Annotated in this window: 14 protein-coding genes and 4 pseudogenes; 8 read left to right on the top strand and 10 right to left on the bottom strand. The window is 72.3% G+C overall.

Annotation, left to right across the window (positions count from 1 at the left end):
* The first annotated feature begins 26 nt into the window (after positions 1–26).
* Positions 27–824, top strand: a complete 798-nt coding sequence (locus tag ACFRFC_RS24675; RefSeq protein ID WP_382691425.1) for a recombinase family protein — start codon at positions 27–29, stop codon at positions 822–824.
* Here the strand turns inward: ACFRFC_RS24675 and ACFRFC_RS24670 are convergent.
* Together ACFRFC_RS24670 and ACFRFC_RS24665 are read right to left on the bottom strand one after the other, a co-directional pair.
* Positions 749–2,038 carry an MFS transporter gene (locus tag ACFRFC_RS24670; protein ID WP_382691423.1) on the bottom strand — a complete coding sequence of 430 codons (1,290 nt, stop codon included), beginning with the start codon at positions 2,036–2,038 and terminating at the stop codon, positions 749–751. The genes ACFRFC_RS24675 and ACFRFC_RS24670 overlap by 76 nt on opposite strands.
* Positions 2,035–2,523, bottom strand: a complete 489-nt coding sequence (locus ACFRFC_RS24665) for a MarR family winged helix-turn-helix transcriptional regulator (protein WP_382691421.1) — start codon at positions 2,521–2,523, stop codon at positions 2,035–2,037. The genes ACFRFC_RS24670 and ACFRFC_RS24665 overlap by 4 nt, the downstream gene beginning before the upstream one ends.
* Positions 2,524–2,770: 247 nt before the next feature.
* Between ACFRFC_RS24665 and ACFRFC_RS24660 the strand changes: the two genes are divergently transcribed.
* Positions 2,771–3,364: a hypothetical protein gene (locus tag ACFRFC_RS24660; protein WP_382691419.1), complete on the top strand. Its 594-nt coding sequence runs from the start codon at positions 2,771–2,773 to the stop codon at positions 3,362–3,364.
* Positions 3,365–3,378: 14 nt separating this feature from the next.
* On the opposite strand, the pseudogene ACFRFC_RS24655 reads toward ACFRFC_RS24660, so the two are convergent.
* Positions 3,379–3,694 (bottom strand): annotated as a pseudogene (locus tag ACFRFC_RS24655) (MFS transporter); the annotation flags it as partial.
* A gap of 69 nt (positions 3,695–3,763) precedes the next feature.
* On the opposite strand from ACFRFC_RS24655, the gene ACFRFC_RS24650 reads away from it, so the two are divergent.
* Positions 3,764–5,671, top strand: coding sequence for a glycosyltransferase family 2 protein (locus ACFRFC_RS24650; protein ID WP_382691417.1), 1,908 nt, complete (start codon positions 3,764–3,766; stop codon positions 5,669–5,671).
* Positions 5,672–5,813: 142 nt separating this feature from the next.
* Here ACFRFC_RS24650 and ACFRFC_RS24645 read toward each other — a convergent pair.
* From ACFRFC_RS24645 to ACFRFC_RS24635, 3 genes and pseudogenes are all read right to left on the bottom strand, one after another.
* A pseudogene (locus ACFRFC_RS24645) lies at positions 5,814–6,233 on the bottom strand (ATP-binding cassette domain-containing protein); the annotation flags it as partial.
* Positions 6,220–6,357, bottom strand: coding sequence for a hypothetical protein (locus tag ACFRFC_RS24640; protein WP_382691415.1), 138 nt, complete (start codon positions 6,355–6,357; stop codon positions 6,220–6,222). The pseudogene ACFRFC_RS24645 and the gene ACFRFC_RS24640, both read right to left, overlap by 14 nt.
* A 179-nt stretch (positions 6,358–6,536) precedes the next feature.
* Complete coding sequence (locus ACFRFC_RS24635; RefSeq protein ID WP_382691413.1) at positions 6,537–6,722, bottom strand: hypothetical protein; 186 nt, start codon at positions 6,720–6,722, stop codon at positions 6,537–6,539.
* Between the two features lie 182 nt (positions 6,723–6,904).
* Here ACFRFC_RS24635 and ACFRFC_RS24630 point away from each other — a divergent pair, with 182 nt between their 5' ends.
* Positions 6,905–7,864 (top strand): endonuclease/exonuclease/phosphatase family protein, encoded by a 960-nt coding sequence (locus tag ACFRFC_RS24630; protein WP_382691411.1) that lies wholly within the window; start codon positions 6,905–6,907, stop codon positions 7,862–7,864.
* Positions 7,865–7,981: 117 nt separating this feature from the next.
* On the opposite strand, the gene yidD is transcribed toward ACFRFC_RS24630, so the two are convergent.
* On the bottom strand, positions 7,982–8,203 hold the full coding sequence (gene yidD, locus ACFRFC_RS24625) for a membrane protein insertion efficiency factor YidD (RefSeq protein WP_382691409.1): 222 nt from the start codon (positions 8,201–8,203) through the stop codon (positions 7,982–7,984).
* 310 nt (positions 8,204–8,513) lie between these two features.
* Positions 8,514–9,300 (bottom strand): annotated as a pseudogene (locus ACFRFC_RS24620) (L,D-transpeptidase family protein).
* A 344-nt stretch (positions 9,301–9,644) separates the two neighbouring features.
* On the opposite strand from ACFRFC_RS24620, the gene ACFRFC_RS24615 reads away from it, so the two are divergent.
* Complete coding sequence (locus ACFRFC_RS24615; protein WP_382691407.1) at positions 9,645–11,009, top strand: lipid II:glycine glycyltransferase FemX; 1,365 nt, start codon at positions 9,645–9,647, stop codon at positions 11,007–11,009.
* A 45-nt stretch (positions 11,010–11,054) separates the two neighbouring features.
* On the opposite strand, the gene ACFRFC_RS24610 is transcribed toward ACFRFC_RS24615, so the two are convergent.
* Positions 11,055–11,666, bottom strand: coding sequence for a hypothetical protein (locus ACFRFC_RS24610; protein ID WP_382691405.1), 612 nt, complete (start codon positions 11,664–11,666; stop codon positions 11,055–11,057).
* A 217-nt stretch (positions 11,667–11,883) separates the two neighbouring features.
* On the opposite strand from ACFRFC_RS24610, the gene ACFRFC_RS24605 reads away from it, so the two are divergent.
* From ACFRFC_RS24605 to ACFRFC_RS24595, 3 genes and pseudogenes are all read left to right on the top strand, one after another.
* Entirely contained in the window at positions 11,884–12,840 is a 957-nt protein-coding gene (locus ACFRFC_RS24605) for an erythromycin esterase family protein (protein WP_382691403.1), read from the top strand.
* Positions 12,841–13,028: 188 nt separating this feature from the next.
* Positions 13,029–15,281 carry a hypothetical protein gene (locus ACFRFC_RS24600; protein ID WP_382691401.1) on the top strand — a complete coding sequence of 751 codons (2,253 nt, stop codon included), beginning with the start codon at positions 13,029–13,031 and terminating at the stop codon, positions 15,279–15,281.
* A 132-nt stretch (positions 15,282–15,413) separates the two neighbouring features.
* Positions 15,414–15,665: pseudogene (locus ACFRFC_RS24595) on the top strand (ABC transporter ATP-binding protein); the annotation flags it as partial.
* Positions 15,666–15,821: 156 nt separating this feature from the next.
* On the opposite strand, the gene ACFRFC_RS24590 reads toward ACFRFC_RS24595, so the two are convergent.
* Complete coding sequence (locus ACFRFC_RS24590; protein WP_382691542.1) at positions 15,822–16,028, bottom strand: hypothetical protein; 207 nt, start codon at positions 16,026–16,028, stop codon at positions 15,822–15,824.
* Positions 16,029–16,058 lie beyond the last annotated feature (30 nt).

Raw genomic sequence — 16,058 nt, 5'->3', positions numbered from 1 at the left:
GCGCACGGTAATGCGCGGGCTCGCGCGTGCGCGAATCAATTACCGACCATTCTGAATGGTCGCGTCCATGCCCTGACGGGTCGACCCGCTCGACCTACCGACGTTCTCACAAACGGTCCATTGCGCGAGCAGGATCAACAGCAGGCCACCGAAGCCTCGCCGGACCCGGATTCGTTCTCAGAACCCGTTCTCACTCAAAGCTGACGGCGCTCGCCGACCACCTCACCGCGCACGGCCTGGTGCTGGAGATGCCGGCCGGACCCCTACCCGGCAGGTACGACCGCACCGGTCCGGGGAAGCCGCTCTTCTCGTTCTTCGCGGCGATGGCGGAGACCGAGCGGGAGAACATCCGGGAGTCGACCCCGGAAGGGCTCGACAGCGCGGCACGCAAGGGCAAGCACGGCGGCCGGCCGCCAGTCATCACCGAGGACATGCTGCACACCGTGCTCCGCAGGCGGGCGAACGGCGAGTCCGTCGAGCGGATCCAGCCCGACCTGATCATCCCTACCGGCAAGCGCAAGGGGCAGAGCCCGTCCGTCGCCGACATCTACCGCGCACTCGCCGAGCACGAGAAACGGGTGGCGTACCCCGAGGCCATCGAACAGGCCCACGCCGACTTCGCCGCACGCCAGAACGCCTACGTCCCCGACCTCGCCCGGACGCGAGAATCCCCAGCGCACGACCATGATCAATCTCGGCGCTACGTCCTGTACCTCAGCTACTCACACCCGGAAGCGGTTCGGCGGCCCTATCCGGGCGTCACCGCCGAGTCGGTGACCTCGGCGGCGGGCGGCTTCGCGGCGGGCGGCGGCGGTGTGCGGTAGGCGCGCAGGGGGCCGTTGGTCGCGGCCACGGCGGCGACCGCCAGGGCGGCGGACAGTCCGCCCGCGACCAGGGAGAAGGACGCGGAGGTGGCCGACGCCAGCAGGCCGCCACGGAAGTTGCCCAGTTCGGGACCCGCGACGCCGATGACATGTTCCACGGACGAGACCCGCCCCCGGTACGCGTCCGGGGTCTCCAGTTGCACCAGGGCACTGCGGGTGACCACGGACACGGTGTCGGCGGCGCCGGCCACGGCCAGAAAGCCCAGTGCCAGCCACAGCGGCCCGGCCAGACCGAAACCGGCGAGCGCCAGACCCCACAGACTTGCCGAGCAGAGCTGCACCAGTCCGCTCCGGCGCCAGCGGGTCACCGTGCCGGAGAGCAGACCGGCCGTGATCCCACCGACGGCGACAGCGGACAGGAACAGGCCGAGGGTTCGTGGATCGCCGCCGAAACGGATCTCGTTGACCAGCGGGAACAACGCGATCGGCATGGCGAGCAGCGTCGCGGACAGGTCGGTGACCAGCGAGCCCCACAGCGTCGGGCGGCGCAGCACGATCCGCCATCCGCCGCGCTCGGGCCGGCGTCTGCCGCCCGCAGCGCCGGTCCCCTGGGGCGGCATGGCGGGGAGGCGGAGCACCGCGAGCACGGAGACCGCCGTGGCCACGGCCTGGGTCGCGTAGGCGGCCGGCAGGTCCCAGCGGGCGATGACCACCCCGGCCAGCGCGGGCCCGGCGAGCATCGCGGCCTGGAAGGAGAGGCTGTTCAGCGCGAGACCGGCCGCGACCTGGTCACCGGGCAACAGGCGGACCGGGAAGGTGCGTCGGGCGGGCGCGCCGAGAGCGGCGCAGGACGTCCCCAGGGCGACCAGGGCGAGGAGCAGCACGACACTCCGGTTGTCGGCCAGAGCCTGGGCGCACAGGCCGCCGGAGGCCAGCAACTGGCCCGCGGTGGTGGCCCGTACGAGCGCCCGCCGGTCGACACTGTCGGCCAGGGTGCCGCCGAGCAGCCCGAAGAGCACCATCGGCAGTCCGGTGGCGAGCCCGATGGCGCCGGTGCCGATGGGGCTGCCGGTCAGGTCCCAGACCTGGGCCAGCACGGCCACGTTGGCCATCTGCGCGCCGAGCTGGGAGACGGTCGTACCGATCCACAGATCACGGAACGGACGGCTGCCGCGCAGCGGGCGGGTGTCCAGGAAGCGGATCCGCGCTCTCATCGCGGTGGCTCGACGAGATGGTGCAGGATCCGCTCCCGCATCGACCGCTGTTCCAGTGCCCGCCGCACCTCTTCGACAACGGCCGTCATCGCGTACGGGATCTCACCGTCCAGCTCGGCGACCGTCGCGTGCGTGGCACGCCACTCCGCCTCCAGGAACGGCACCAGTGACCGGCCGCGCTCGGTCAGGTCGATCCGCCGGGTACGGGCGTCGGGGCCCGGCTCGGAGGTCACCAGGCCCTCCTTGCGCATGGCGGCGACGGTCTGGCTGACCGCCGAGTGCGAACGGTCCAGGGACTTCGCGAGGTCGCGGATGGTCAGCGGCCCGGTGTGGGCGAGCCGGATCAGCGGATAGGCGAACCGTGGCCGCACCCCCTCGATACCGCGCTCGACATAGACCTGCTCGATCTCGGCGTCCATGGCGGCCAGCAGCAGGTGCAGGGAGCGCCAGGGGTCGGGGAGCGCTGTGGGATCAGAGGATGTCACAGCGCTAATATAACAGCGCTGCGATATCCGGCCACCCGAGGCGCCCCGGCATCCCGGCACCCGCGGCATCCCGGCACCCTCGGCATCCACAGCACCCGCCAACCAGGCGACCGGGACGGGCAGCTCGGCATGGTGTGCGGGTACGGGCGGGGCGTCGGTCCAAGACTGGAGCCCCGGCCGAGGCAGGAAGCAGCCGAGGAAGCAGCCGAGGAAGCAGCCGAAGCAGTGGACGGGAGGCGGAGGAGGCATGGAGGACCACAGCCGTCCGCTCGCCCAGGGCGCCATCGCCCCCGGCGCGGACCCGGGGGCCGGTAATCGGGCCGGGGTGCTGGGCACCGCGCTCGCCGCCGTTCTCGCCTTCGCGCTGTCCTCCGGCTCATGGCAGTGGTTCTCCACCTATCTCGGCATCACGCTGCTCGCGGTGATCGTCTCCTTCACCAGCCCTCCGTCCCCCACGCCAGGCGCGAGAGCGGGGTACGTGCGGAGCCTGACGGTCTATGCCCTGGTCGTCGGCCTGTGCGTGGCCCTGGCGGTGGCCCCCGCCATGCAGCGCTGGGCCTGGTTCTTCCCGATGCCCGGCACCCGCGCCCAGTGCGCCCGCCTCGGCGACTACGCCGCCCTCCAGGCGCAGGCCACGCTGGGCGGCCTCGCGGGGCAGGACAGCGCCGCGCTGGAGTCCGCGCGAAGCGACCAGAGCGAACACGCCGTCAACGACTGTCTCGCGGCCACGACGACCCTCTGGCTGCCGGTGTACGCCCTGGCGGCGGCCCTCCTGGCGGCGCTCGGTGTATGGCTGGCGAGGAGGGTCGGCGCGGGGCGGCGGACCGACCGGGAGCCGTAGGAGGCTCCGCCGGTTCAGTGGTCCGCCGCCTCGCGAGCGGTCACCTCGGACACGTGATCCGGGGAGCTGTGTCGGGTCACCGCCCACAGCACAAGCCCGAAGCCACCGAACGCGACGCCCGGTACGCATACGGCGCCCCAGCCGGCCGCCGAGTGGAGGGTGGGCGATGGCTCCGGCGGCGCTGCCGATCGCGTGGCAGACCATGCATCCGCCGATCAACCGGCTGCCCGCGTCGGGGTGGAGCGCGTAGAGGACGGTCCGGTTGGTGACGTGGGCCGCCTGGACTGCGAGGTCGAGGAGGATCACGCCGACGGCCGGGGCCCAGAGGGATCCGCCCAGCGATCCGCCCGTTGATCCGCGCCACCGGATGGCGTAAGCAGGCCCGGTAGAGTCCAGCAGATGCCGAGAGTCAAGGTCAGCGTCATCGTTCCCGTCCACAACACCGGGAAGTACGTCGACGAATGCGCCCCGTCGCTGCTCGGGCAGAGTCTGCCCGCCGACGAGTACGAGGTCATCTACGTCGATGACGGGTCGACGGACGACACGCTGATCCGGCTGGAGAAGATCGCCGCCGACCATGCGAACGTCCAGGTGCACACCCAGCCGAACTCCGGCTGGCCCGGCGCCCCGCGCAACGCGGGAATGGAGCACGCCCGGGGTGAGTACCTCCAGTTCGTCGACCACGACGACCTGCTCGGGCCGCAGGCGCTGGAGCGGCTGTACGCGCACGCGCGGCGCACGGACGCCGATGTCGTGCTCGGCAAGATGTCCAGCACCATGGTCCGCCCCCGGCGGCTGTTCCGGCACACGGTCGACGCCTGCACCATCGAGAACGACGAGCTGATGCAGAGCATGTCCCCGCACAAGATGTTCCGGCGTGCCTTCGTCGAGCGGCACGGCCTGCGCTTCCCCGAGGGTCCCTGGATCCTGGAGGATCTGCTCTTCGTCAGCGCCGCCTATCTCCAGGCCGAGCGGATCGCGGTCCTCGCCGACTATCCCTGCTACTACTGGATGAAGCGGGACGACGGTGGCAACAACACCCAGCACCGCTTCAACCCCCGGCACGGCTTCTGGCCCAACCTCCGTACCGTCGTCCGCCAGATCAAGGACGGCACCACCCCCTCCGGCGACCCCGACGCGCTCCAGAACCGTCTCCTCCACCGCCTCTACCACGTCGAGATCCTCTCCCGCACCCGCGAGCCCGAGATCCTGCGCGAGGACCCGGCCGAGCAGCGCCCCCGCTTCCGGGCGGCCCGTGAACTGGCGCGGGCCGAGTTCCCGGCCGCCGTACGCGAGGGCCTGCCCGCCGTCTCCCGGCTCCGCGCCGAACTCCTCGAACGCGACGACTTCGACGGCGCGGTCACCCTCGCCGAGCGCATCCGCGAGGTCAGGGCCCATACCGAGGTCGGCACCCCGCGCTGGGCGGACGGCCACCTGGTCGCCGACATCACGCTCAGCCTGCTGCGCGGCGACGGCGAACCGCTCACCCTCGCCGCACGCGAAGGGAAGTACCTCCTCGACCCGGAACTGCTCAGCGGCGTGCCCGGCACGGACGACGGCTGGGAGGTTCCCGACCCCGCGCGGCTCGCCTACGCCGAACTCGTGGTCAAGGACCGGGACCGAGAGGACTGGTGGTACCCGGAGGGTGACCTGGACGTAGGTCTGCGCCCGCTCGGCGACGGCCGCTCCCGGCTCGTGGCGAGCGGCAGGCTGCGTCTGGACCCGGAGCGGCTGGCCGGCGGACGGCCGCTGGAGCGCGGTGTGCACGACGTCTGGGCGTTCGTCCAGTTCCTCGGCATCGACCGGATGGTCCGCGTCACCGGCGGCGCGGCGGGCGGCAGCCCCGCCGCGCCCTGCGCCCTGACCGGCGGCCGTCTCGCCCTCCCCTACTGGACCGGCAGCGGCCAGCTGGCCCTCGACATCGGCCAACGTCAGCGGCGGCTCGGTCCCGACACCGCACAGGCCGCGTCGGTGAACGCCGCGAGGGGAGACCGTACGCTGCCCCTCCCCCACATCCCGGCCACGGACGGCACCGCTCCCGCACGGGTGAAGGTGACGGTGTCCGCCCTCGCGGTGGACGCCGAGCTGATCCCCGAGCGGACGGTCGCCGCCCTCCGTCTCCCGGCCCGCCTCGAACTGCCCTCGGGCCGCCACCCGGTGACCTTCCAGCAGTCCTCGGCACCGGTCGCGTACGCCGTCGTGCGGAACGGGGCGCTGCTGCGGCTGGAGGGCCCGGCGTACCGGCCGAGCAGGGCCCGGCGGCTGCTGGACGCGGTGGGCGAACGCCGTCCCGGGTCCGCGCGGTGAGCGGCGCGCGGTAAGCGGAACAGGCTCCACCGCACGCTTCCGCGCGGTACGGCTGCTGCGGCAGGAGCGTGCGTACGGCACCGGCCGCCGCCCTCGCCTCGGACACGGGCCGTCCCCGCCAGCGCACCTCGCCCTCGGTGGGGGCGACCACCGCGGCCAGTACGGCCGCGAGGCTGGACTTGCCGCTGCCGCTGGGGCCGACGACGGCGAGATGGTCGCCCTGCCACAGGGCCAGGTCCAGCCGGTCCGGGACGGGGCGGGGCGGGCGTGGGGGCCGTAGGCGAAGGAGACGGCACGGAGTTCGGCGTAGGGGGTGGGGTCCAGCACCCCGGCGACGGTCTGGGCGACGGCGACCGGCACCGTGGCGGCCTCGGCGGCGTTGGCCGTCAGGCGGGTGGTGAGGTCGCCCGGCGGATGGGTGGCGGCGTGCCGTGCCTCGGTGTGCAGCAGGCGGCCTAGGAGGACCGTCCGCAGCCGGGCCGCCCCGGCCGCCGTGCCGGTACCGCCGAGCAGGGTGACCAGCGCGTCGAACCCGGCCTCGGCGGCGGTCAGGGCCGCGCACATCGCCGTACGGACCAGGGGACACGGCCGTCGGCCACGACCCGGTCCAGGGCGACGCCGAGCGCGGCGGGGAGGGCGAGGGCGGCGAGGGCGCCCCCGGTGGCGCCGAGGACGAGAAGGACCAAGGAGATGAAGGGGATGAAGGAGATCAGGGGCGGTCGGGCGGCCCGGGGGCGCGGGCCGTCCGGCGTGGGGGCGGGTGGGCGGTGTGACGGGACCGGTCCCGGAGGATTCCGGGACCGGTCCCTACCGCCTCGTTGGTCAGCGGCTCAGCCACGCGAGGTGTCGAGGGCAGTCAGTGCGCTCAGAAGCACTGGATCAGGCTGACGGAGCCGCCCTGGCAGAGCAGCAGGCTCGCGCTGCTGACGCTCTCCGCGGAGTCGGCGTCGGTGAAGCGGGACGGAGCGTCGTAGAAGTCACCGTCGGTCTGGCAGTACGCGGCGTACTCCGGATTCAACTGGCCCTCCTCCAGGTCGGGTCGCGGCGACACCGACGACATCGACCTGAACGAGGCTCACAGCGGCGTGCGGGGTGGCACATGACGGGCGCACCGAGTCGGTGCGACGTTCAGGACGTGTACGGGGGCTTCGGGCCGGGGGCCGGGCCTGCCGTGGGGGAACTGATCTCTGTGCCGATCCGTCCTGGACAGCGAGGTCGAGCGGATGGGAAGCCATGGTTCAGGGGAAGTCGATGCGGGCGCGATGGTGGGGCCGGGGGCGGGTGTCCGCCGTGGCGGCGGTGGTGATCGCGGGGCTGGTGGCCTTCCCTCGGGCGGTGCCCAATGCCGTGGGCCGCCTGGGGAGTCTGCTGGAGTCGTTCCTGCCGTGGCTCGGTCTGGTGATCGTGGTGCTGCTGGTGGCGGCCATGCTGCGCCGGTCGGGCGTCGCGCTGCTGGCGCTGCTGCTGCCGGTGGCGGCGTGGACCCATCAGTTCGGCGGTCTGCTGCTGCCCGCCGGGGAGCCCGGCCCGCGCGATCTGCTCGTGGTGCAGCACAACGTGAGTGACCAGAACCCCGACCCGGCGGGCACGGCCCGCGCCCTGGCCGACGCCGGGCCCGATCTCATCGCCCTGGAGGAACTGGTGTCACCCGCGCGGGAGGTGTACGCGCGGACACTCGCCCCCAACTACCCTCACCACGCCGTGCACGGCACGGTGGGCCTGTGGTCGAAGCATCCGCTGACCGGGATCCGGGCGGTGGACATCAAGCCCCGGGAGATCACGGAGACATGGAGTCGTGGGCTGCGGGCGGTGGTCCGGACGCCGTACGGGGATATCGCGGCGTACGTCGCTCACCTGCCATCGGTCCGCGTCGGGGCGGGCGGCCTCGCGTCGTCCTGGCGGGACGAGAGCGCGGGCCTGCTGGGCCGGGCCATCGCCGCCGAGGAACTGGGCAGGGTGCTGCTCCTCGGCGACCTCAACGGCACCGTCGACGACCGCGGGCTGACCCCGTTGACGTCACGGCTGAACACGGCGGAGCGGGGGTTCGCCTTCAGCTTCCCCACCGCCTTCCCGGTGGCCCGCATCGACCAGGTCATGGCCCGCGCGGGGACGGTCGGCCATGTCGACACCCTGCCCGCCACGGGCAGCGACCACTTGCCGGTGATCGCGCGGGTCAGGCCCGAGGCGGGATGAGGACGGAGAAGGCCGGGGCCGGTGGCCGACGGGGGCTGAGGGCTGCCGGCCGGGGCCCGGGGTCGCCCATGGCCTAGCCTCGCCGAATTCGCGACTCCCCCGACTCCCCCGACTCCCTCACTCAGGCACCGGGTCATGGTGTCCCCGCCGCCGCGCGACGCCGGGCCGGCACCGCAGCAGCCGCCCCAGCACCAGCCGTCCCCCGCGCAACGCACCGTGCCGGTGCAGTGCCTTGACGGCGTAGGTGGAGCAGCTCGGCGTGTACGGGCAGCAGGCGGGCTGGGTGGGGCTGACCTTGGTCCGGTAGCGGCGGACACCCTCGTACAACGCGCCGGCCATCCGGCCGTCGGGACGGGGCGCCGAGGGATCGTCTCCACCGGCAGCCGAACTCCCGCCCCTGCCGGGCAGAACCAGCAGAAGCAGGGAAGCTAGCAGCAGGTCCGGACAGCAGACCCGCCCCGCACTGCAACTGTCGGTGCACGCCTCGGCCTTGTCCAGACGACTGGGCTTCTGCCTGCGTCCGCGGTCCCTGTCGTCGTCTCGGTTCTGCCGCCGCCTCGCCATGTCCATTTCCCCCTCGTCCGGTCAACGCCATGATCGTACTGACATTCGCCTGCGAGGCGTACACATGGGGGCGAAGCGGTGCCGCTCACCGCACCGCGCTGCGCTTGCGCCACTGCTCCCAGGTCTCGTTCCAGTTGCTGAAGCCGTTGCCCTGGGCGGGGATGCCCTTGGTGTCCTTGCCGGTGATCTCGAAGGGGGTGCCGACCTCGATGTCCCGGTAGAAGGACGCGGCCTCGGCGGTGCTCATGCCGATGCAGCCGGAGCTTGTGTTCCGGTTGCCGAAGTAGGCGGCGTTCCACGGGGCGGCGTGGGCGTACATCCCGGACCAGGTGAGCCGCATCGAGTGGTCGACCATCTTGTTGTAGGCGTCGCCCAGACCGGCCGTCTCTGAGTTCATGTTGATGGTGCCCTCCTTGGAGATGAGCACCGAGGTGCCGCCCCAGGAGCGCTTGTCACCGCCGGGTGTGCCGCCGGAGACGGGGATCGTCCGGACGGTGGCGCCGTCGCGCTGAAGCGTGAGCTGCTTCTTGTCGAGGTCGACCTTGACGACCTCCTGCGCTCCGATGGTGAAGCGCGTGGCGTAGTCGCGGGTGAACATGCGGTCGTCGGCGGTGGCCTCCGACAGTTTCCCGTCGACCTTCTTGCCGTCGCCGTCGACGACCGTGACGGCGGTGAGGCTGCCGCCCCGGGGCGGTGACCCGGATCGGCTGACCGGGCTCCACCCCGTTCCCGGTCGGCGTCACGGAAACGGTCACGGGCTTGTCCGCGGCCCCGGTCCGGCCTGACTTGCCATCCCCGTCCGAACCGGCCGAGCCGGAGCCGTCGGAGGAACAGGCGGTCAGGGCCAGCGGGGCGAGCACGGTGGCGGCCACCGCGAGGCACGTGGCCGGGCGACGGACGGGGCGGCGCGCGGATATGGGGCGCAACGGATACCTCCGTGGGAGAGGGGTGAACAGCAGGGGTTGGGTGGATGTCATGGCTGCTGCGGCTGCGTACATCCGTCCGCGGCTCGGCCGTCCGGAGGGGGACATTCATGACCCTACGGCCGGAAAACGGCTGGTGAGCGCCCTGAGGGTCAGGTGACAGCCACGGGTGGGGAACGGTCATCGTCCGGTCGCATTCCCCGTGCGGAGCGGTCATGGACCGCTGTGAGCATCCTGTGCGGTCGCGCCGCCCGGCGGCGCCGCAGGACCTTGACCGGAAGGCGGCTCACACTGTGTCAGCTCTCCTCGTGACGGATCCGGACGGGCGCGAGCGGTCCACGGGCGGCGGTCCGGGCCTCCGGCTGGAACCCATCGACGCCGCCGCGCACCGCGCGTTCCTCGCCTCCGAGCGAGGAGCGGCGCTCGGCGCCGGTTTCCTCCAGTGCCCCTCCTGGGCCGAGGTCAAGCAGGGCTGGCGCCCGCTGCTCCTGGGCTGGGGGCCGGACCCGTCGGCGGGCGCCCCGGGGCTGACCGGGGTGGCGCTGGCCCTGCTGCGCCAGTTCCCGGGCACCCGGCGCTACTTCGCCTACCTTCCCGAGGGGCCGGTGGCCGACTGGTCCGACCCCGGTATCGACACCTGGCTCGATCCGCTGCTCGCCCGGCTGCGCGAGGCGGGCGCCTTCGCCGTACGGATCGGCCCGGCGCCCCCGTACCGCAGCTGGCCCGCCCGCACGCTGAAGTCGGCCGTGGGGCCGGGGCGACGGCTGGCGGATGTGCTGGACTGCGCGGTCGACCCGCTGGGTGCCGCCGTCTTCGACCGGCTGCTCGCCCGGGGGCGGCGGCGCTGCGGCGGCGGTGAGGGGGAGGGCGGGGGCGACGCGGACGCCCAGCCGCGCCATGTCTTCCAAGTGCCGCTGACCGGGCATGGCGCCGAGGAGCTGTGGGGCGGGTTGAACCAGGAGTGGCGGCGCAATGTGCGGCGTGCCCGCAGGGAAGGGGTGGAGGTCGTCGTGGGCAGCGCGGCCGAGCTGCCCGAGTTCTTCCGGCTGCTGGAGGTGACCGAGCGGCGCGACGGTTTCCGGCTCGGCCGGTCACTGGCGTACTACCAGCGTCAGTACGCGGCGCTCAACGCGGAGGAGCCGGGCCGGATGAAGCTGTATCTGGCCCGCCACCGGGGTGAGATCCTCGCCGCGCACACCATGGTGACGGTGGGGCGGCGCGTCTGGTACCAGACCGGCGCTTCGGCCGACCATCGCCGTGAGGTCCGCCCCTCCAACGCGCTGCAATGGCGGATGCTGCTGGACGCCCAGGCATCCGGCGCACTGGTGTACGACCTGCGCGGGGTACCCTCCACACTCGACCCCTCGGACCGCTCGCACGGGCTCCTGCGGTGGAAGCTCGGCACCGGGGGGGGGAGCGTCGTGGAGACGCTGGGGGAATGGGAGGTGTCGGTCCTGCTCCCCCTCCCCCTCGGCTCGCTCGACGACAGCGCTCTGCGGCAGGTGGTGTGCACGGCGTCGTACACCCACGACCGGCGGGGCTGGGCACAGGTGGTGCTGAGGGGCACCGACGGCACGATGGAGGCCACGTCCTGCGATGTGGCCGTCGATGTCATCCCGGCGTCGGCCCGGCCATCGCTGAGACCTGACTCGCCGTGACGACGGGCCACGCCCCGCCCCACCCCGCCCAGCCCCGCACGGTCCTCAGCCGTCGCTCTCGTCCAGCTCGTCGATCAGGTCGATCTCGTCGTCATCCTCGTCATCCTCGTCATTCTCGTCCACGCGTTCGTCGGCGTCGGACAGGGCCTGGGTGATCAGACGGGTGGCGAAGTCGCGGTCGTCGGTGAGGTGGTTGATGTGCTCGGCGAGCAGGACGGCGGTGGCCTCCAGGGGAGTCAGCTCGGTCTGGGTCCAGTCGCCGTATTGCCCTCGCCAGAGGCTGGGACTCAGGCCGGTGGCGGCGGCGACGAGCAGGGCGGCCATGGTGGGGATGGCCTCGGGGCGGACGCTGCGGGGCATCATCGTCATCGAGGCGACGACGGAGGGCACCACGTACTCGATGACGTCCTTGTCCTGGGACTCGTGGGCCAGCCGCAGCCACTTCATGAACGCGTAGATGATGGAACAGACGCCGTCCAGCACGTCGTCGGCCTCGATGACGCCCATGGACGCGGTGACCTGGGCCACCAACGCGTCCTGTTCGGGGTCGCTCGCGCTCTTGCCGTCGTAGATGGCCTTGAGCTGGGAGTCGATCATCAAGAGCGCCGCACCCACGTCGCCGGCCGGCGCGTACTTGGGGTCGCACGGTGATGACACAGGAATCCATACCTCTCTGTCACGGTCGGGTTCACCGACAGTAGACCTCCGATGACACGCGGTAGGACGGTTCCCGGGTATTCACCCTCGTCGCACGGATCCGCTTGACCTCAACCCTGCTTCATGTCCGAGGCTCCTCGCAGCGGCGTCGGCCGCGACCGGGGATGTGTGTCCCCGAACCGATCGCCGCGACCCAGCAACACATGGAGGTCCGCCCATGCCCGAGACGGTGACCCGCTGGATCGGGCGGCACGCCCATCACCTCACCACCGCCGACCCCGAGGCCCCGCTGACCGATCTGGGGCCGCTGGCCGACGTCGTACGGGACGCCGATGTGGTGGCCCTCGGGGCCGCGACCCGTCAGTCCCATGAACTGTCCGTCCTCGCGCACCGGATGCTCCGGTTCCTGGTCGAGGAACTGGGGTTCCGCACCCTCGCGCTGGAAGGGGACGACGCGTCGAGAGTCGGACTCGACACCTACATCGGCACGGGGGCGGGTGACCCGCGGCTGATGCTGGCCGGCGCCCGGTCCTTCTGGCGGACCGAGGAGTTGCTCGACGTCGTCCACTGGATGCGCTCGTTCAACCGCCGGCACCCCGGTGACCCGGTCCGGTTCGCCGAGACGGTCCACGCCCCTCGCGGGCAGGTGCCCCCGTCGGTCACCCTCGCCGAGATCGAGTGGAGTCTGGCCGAGGACACCATCCGGTGGCAGGAGCGGACCGCGGACCGGATCGTCTACTGGGGCGGCCTCGGCCACACCGCCGACAGCCGCCCACGGACCGGCTCGCCCTCGTCCCCGCCCGTCACGCACCGCACCGCGGGCAGCCATCTCCGCGATCATTTCGGCGCGGGCTACGTCTCGATCGGCCTGACCTTCCATCACGGCACGCTTCCCTACCCGGTCCCCGCCCCGCCCGCCGACTTCGCCGACGCGCTCCTGGGCACCGCCGGACCCGGCAGCTACCTTCTCGACCTGCGCACCGAGGCACCGGCCACCGTACGGACCTGGCTCGACACCCCGACCAGGACCCGTCTGATCGGCCCGTTCTACGACCCCGGCGCCGACGCCGCCTTCCATCTGGCCGGTGGCTCGCTCACCGACTGGTTCGACGCCGTCCTGCACACCCAGGAGGTCACCCCGGCCCGCTCGCTGTCCCAGCCGGACGATTCCTGAAGCGGTCCTTCGGACGCCGCGCGTGACACCGAACGGGTGGTCGCTGTTCGGGCGAGTGTCCGGGAGCCTGCGGGGTGCGAGTGACGGATCGGGGGCGTGTGCCCCACCTGGGTCGTCTCTCCTCGTGTGTTTTCGCGTCTGTTCGCGTCGGAGGTGGTGGGCGGCCCGCGCGGGGGAAGAGTGGAGCCGTGGCTACCACCAGCAGTGCCTTGCAGGAGGCTCAGGAGCGGGTCCGGGTCTGTCGGGAGAGCGGTGACCTGCCCGGTCTCGCCCACGCCCTGATCGTGCTGTCCTCGGAACTTCAGAAGGTCGCCCGTCATGACGAGGCGATCGCCGCGGCGCGTGAAGGGGCGGATCTCTATCGCGGGCTGGGCAACCGCGGCGGGCTCGTCTGGGCCCTGGAGAATGTCGGCTACCGCTGTGCGGCGGCGGGCCGGTACCAGGAGGCCGCCGAGGCGACACAGGAGCGCGTCGACATCCAGCGCGCCGCGCAGGACATGCTGGGGCTCGCCCATGCGCTGGTCACCCTGGGCTCGCACCTCGAAGGTGCCGGGCGGCTGGAGGAGGCGATCACCGCGGCCCTGGAGGGCACGGCCGTGTACCGGCAACTCGACCGGGCCGGCGGGGTCGCCTGGGCGCTCCAGAACCTCGCCCGCCGCTACTCGACGGCGGGCCGGCATCACGACGCCGCGCAGGCAAGCTTGGAGGAGGCCGGTATCCACCGTGCCGCCCAGGACGTTCCCGCGCTGGCGCACGCCCTGGTCGTCCTGGGCTCGACTCTGCTGAGCGCGGGCGAGCCGGAACAGGCCGTCGTGCCCGCCCGTGAGTCGGTCGGGCTCTACCAGTCGCTCAACAACCTCGCGGGCTTCACCTGGGCGCGCGAGAGCCTCGACCGGATCGGCGCCGTCCTGGCCACTCGGCAGCCCTTCGAGTACACGGTGCCGCCGCCGTTCACCGTCGAGGCGTCGTTTCCGCCGGGTGCGCCGCTGGCGACGCTGGCGCGGATCGCCGACCACATGGAGGTCTTCGCCGTCGACACCGCCGGGCGGATGTGGACGTCCTGGTGGTGGTACGGCTCGTGGGAGGGGAGCTTCCTGCTGGGCGGGCACGCGTTCCTGCCGGGCGCCCATGTCGCCACCGTGTCGCGCAACGACGACCACATGGAGGTCTTCGCCGTGGACGGCGACGGCCAGGTGTGGGGCAACTGGTGGAACGGGGACTGGAAGGGCTGGTTCCCGCTGCCGGGTCACACCTTCCCGCCGGGTGCGCCGCTGGCCACCCTGGCGCGCAATGACGACCACATGGAGGTGTGGGGCGTCGACGGCGAGGGGCGGGTGTGGGGCAACTGGTGGAACGGCGAATGGAAGGGCTGGTTCGAGATCCCCGGGCACACCTTCCCCGCCGCGGCCCACCTGGTCTCGCTCACCCGCAACGACGACCACATGGAGATCTACGCGGTCGACGGACAGCGCAGGGTGCACGCCGCGGCGTGGGGCGGTGAGTGGGGACCGTGGACGCCCATCGGATCGTACGACTTCCCGCCGGGGTCCCCGCTGGGCAGTATGTCGCGGCACGAGGAGCACCTGGAGGTCTTCGGCATCGGCACCGACGGGCAGGTGCGCGGCAACTGGTGGGACGGCCACACCTGGCACGAGTGGTTCCCGCTCGGGACCCGGCTCTTCGAACCCGGGTCACCCCTGGCCACGGTCTCCCGCCACGAGGACCACATGGAGGTTTTCGTCGTCGCCGCGGACGGTCAGACGTGGGGGAACTACTGGGACTCCGAGGACTGGCACGACTGGTTCAGGGTCAGGGACGAGCGGCCCTTCGCCGGGCCCGCCCATCTCGCCACCCTGACCCGCGACGACCATCACATGGAGGTCTTCGGCATCGGCGGATCGGGGAAGCGGACCGCCGCCTGGTATGTGGACGGCACCTGGCACGACTGGTTCACCCTGCCCCCGGCGACCGTGCCGCTGCCCGACGGCGAGATCCCGCCCGGCGACGAACGGACCTTCACCCTGGGCAAGGAGATCTGGGTCTACAGCACCGTCGGCACCCGGCTCCCCCTCTACTGCTCCGAGGCCCGGCTGGTCTGCCGGCAGGACGGCGGCTGGCGGTTCACCGCCTTCCTGCGCAACACCGAGACCGACGCCGACTGCCAGTTCGACCTCTACCTCCGGCTCAACGGCACCTCCAGGCCGTTCGACTTCCGGCTGTCGGGCGAGCTGGGCGCCCCCGGCGACAAGGAGGCCGCACGCATCGGCCGCCGGGCCCTGGGCATCCTCCCGGAACGCCGTTTCCAGGAGGAGGGCCACTACGACGCCCTCACCGACCCCGCCTTCTTCCGCGAGGTGTACACCTGCGCGGCGACCTTCACGATCCCCCCACCGGCCTGGGACGACTACATCGTGCCGCCGGCGGAGGAGCCCGAGGAGTAGGTCCCCAAGTCCGCTGGGCCTCCGGGCTCCTGGGGTCCTGGGGTCCCAGGTCACCGCTTGGGGCCGCCGCTGCCTTCCAGCATCCGTTCCAGCCGGTCGAAACGCTCGTGCAACGCTCGGGCCGCCTCCTCCATGCTCTCCTCGGCACGTGGCACGCGACGGTGTCGGCGCTCCTGGTCCCGACCACCGGTTCCCTCGCGCTGGGACTGCTCCGCCCGGCCTCCGGCACCGTCCGGTTCCTTGGGGAGCCCCCTCGCCGCCGCCACCCGCACCCGGCTGCGCGCCCACCACGGCGTGGTGGCCGGACTGCTGGACCGGGTCGGGCTGCCGGAGCGGTTCGCCGACCGGCTGCCGCACGAACTGTCCGGCGGCCGGCGCCAGCGGGTCGCCATCGCCCGCTCCCTGATCACCCGGCCCCGGTTCATCGTCTTCGACGAGGCCGTCAGCGCCCTTGATGTGTCCGTCCAGGCCCAGACCCTCAACCTGATCCGCGACCTCCAGCAGGAACACGGCTTCGGCGCCCTGTTCATCTCCCACGACCTAGCCGCCGTCCGGTACGCCGCCCACCGCATCGCCGTGATGCAGGGCGGCCGGATCGTCGAACTCGCGGACACCGCCCGCTTCTGGAACACCCGCCCCGAACCGCGCCCCAGCGCCGGGGACCGGGTGGTCGGCTACGACTTCCCCGGCGTCGAGGTCGGCACCGCCGAGTACACCGAGGGCCCGACCGGCGTCACCGTGGTCCATGTCCCGGCGGGCGCCCGGATGTCCTCGACG

Source organism: Streptomyces sp. NPDC056734 (genome assembly GCF_042790455.1).
Taxonomy (GTDB): domain Bacteria; phylum Actinomycetota; class Actinomycetes; order Streptomycetales; family Streptomycetaceae; genus Streptomyces.
The sequence above is the reverse complement of the archived record's forward strand: the minus strand, read 5'-3'. Positions and strand labels throughout refer to the sequence as shown.